Here is a 1,895-nt window from a genome sequence, read left to right as displayed (position 1 = left end):
CCGGGGGGGGGTGGCGGCGGCCCGGGGGGGTGGGCTGGGGGGGCGCGGGGTCTGTTGGTTCGCGGGGGGGGTGGGGGGGGGGCGGGGGCCCCCCCGCCCCCCCCCCACCGACAAGCCCTAGGCGAGGGCGGCGCCCGTCGGCACGACCACCCCGTACAGGTCGGTGATCGTCGCCATCGCCCCGAAGTGGACCTGCTCGGCGGGCAGTTCGACGCCGCCGACCGAGGTCAGGGGGCGCGTGGCGCAGGCGTCGGCGACCACGGTGGGCCGGTTGCCGCGCAGGAACGCGCCCTGCGCGGTGAACTGCACGCACATGTGCGACATGAACCCGATGACGACGACGTCCTGGTGGCCCGCGGCGTCGACGATCTTGCCCAGGTCGGTGCCGACGAAGGCGTCCGGGGCGGGCTTGACCACGACGGCCTCGCCCTCGACCGGCGCGACGTCGGGGTGGATCTCCCCGATCTCGGCACGGACGTCGTACGCGGAGCCCTCGCCGCCGTCGTGCTGGACGTGGACAACCGTCGAGCCCGCCGCGCGGGCGCGGGCGAGGAGTTCGGCGGCGTTGTCGAGGGCCCCGCGCCAGCCCTCCAACTCCATCACGCCGCGGGTGTACGTGTTCTGGTAGTCGACCAGGATCAGCGTCGCGCCGGCGAGCGGGGCGGGCGTCTCGTCGAGGCCGTTGAGGGTGCGCAGAGTCGTTGTAGGCATGCCTGAAACGCTACGAGCGAGGCCGTCGTGTCGGCAATGACGGCTAACATGCAGATTCAGACATCGATTCGGACATCACTGGGGCGGAGCCACCGTGAGCAGCGCGAGCACCACCGGACGACTCGTCGTCATCGTGCTCTTCGAAGGCGTCGACACGCTCGACGTCACGGGCCCGCCCGAGGTCTTCGCGCTGGTCGGGCGCGAGACGCAGGACCCCGACGCCAGGTACCGGGTGCTGCTCGCCGCCGAGACCACGGCCCCCGTCACCACGTCGGCGGGCGTACGCGTCCTGCCGGACGTCACCTTCGACGACGCGGCCCGCCTGTCCATCGACACGCTCCTGGTGCCGGGTTCGGTCGAGCCCGACGCGGAGCGCGGGGTGCGCGCCCTGGCGGAGCCCGCCGTCGTCGACCGGGTGCGGACGCTCGCCGGGCGGGCGCGCCGGGTCGCGTCGGTCTGCGTCGGGGCGCATCTGCTCGCGGCGGCCGGGCTGCTCGACGGCAGGCGCGCCACCACGCACTGGTCGACCGCGCGCCAACTGGCGGACGAGCACCCGGAGATCGATGTCGACCCCGACCCGATCTTCATCCGCGAGGGAGACATCTGGACCGGGGCCGGCATCAGCTCCTGCCTGGACCTGTCGCTCGCCCTGGTGGCGGACGACCTCGGCGAGCCGACGGCGCTGCGGGTGGCGCGGCAACTGGTGATGTACCTGAAGCGGCCGAGCGGCCAGAGCCAGTTCAGCGTGCCGCTGGCGCAGGCCTCCACGACCCGGCGCGTGGAGGACCTCCGCCAGCACATCACCCGGAGTCTCGGCGACCCGCTCACCGTCGCGGACCTCGCGGCGCACGCCCATGTCAGCGAGCGCCAGCTCACCCGGATCTTCAAGTCCGAACTGGGCACGACACCGAGCGCGTACGTCGAGTCGGCGCGCGTCGAGCGGGCCCGCCAGCGGCTCGAGTCCTCCGACGACACTCTGGACCGGATCGCCTCCACCTGCGGTTTCGGCACGACGGACACCCTGGTGCGGGCCTTTCGCCGCCGGCTCGACACGACGCCGACGGCGTACCGGCACCGCTTCAGGGTGACCGTCTAGGGCTTGTCGTTTGGATCAGGCCGGATCAGGGAGCGGGGCCTGGTGCGTGCGATCGCAAGGCGGAGGAGGGAGGCGACGCGGAGCGTCG

2 protein-coding genes are annotated in these 1,895 nt (G+C 73.3%); one reads left to right on the top strand and one right to left on the bottom strand.

The annotated features are described in order from the left end of the window. Window positions 1–117: 117 nt before the first annotated feature. Window positions 118–711, bottom strand: a complete 594-nt coding sequence (locus tag ACIA8D_RS35210; RefSeq protein ID WP_399238336.1) for a cysteine hydrolase family protein — start codon at window positions 709–711, stop codon at window positions 118–120. Between the two features lie 94 nt (window positions 712–805). On the opposite strand from ACIA8D_RS35210, the gene ACIA8D_RS35205 reads away from it, so the two are divergent. Then, complete coding sequence (locus ACIA8D_RS35205; protein WP_399238335.1) at window positions 806–1,807, top strand: GlxA family transcriptional regulator; 1,002 nt, start codon at window positions 806–808, stop codon at window positions 1,805–1,807. The last annotated feature ends 88 nt before the right edge of the window (window positions 1,808–1,895 follow it).

It is taken from the genome of Streptomyces sp. NPDC051684, from assembly GCF_044453445.1.
Classification (GTDB): domain Bacteria; phylum Actinomycetota; class Actinomycetes; order Streptomycetales; family Streptomycetaceae; genus Streptomyces.
Note: the sequence above shows the minus strand (reverse complement) of the source record. Positions and strands in the feature narration are given on the sequence as shown.

Bases quoted from the DNA above. Each gene is read 5' to 3' on its own strand.
- ACIA8D_RS35210 (WP_399238336.1), bottom strand. From the start codon at position 711: ATGCCTACAACGACTCTGCGCACCCTCAACGGCCTCGACGAGACGCCC.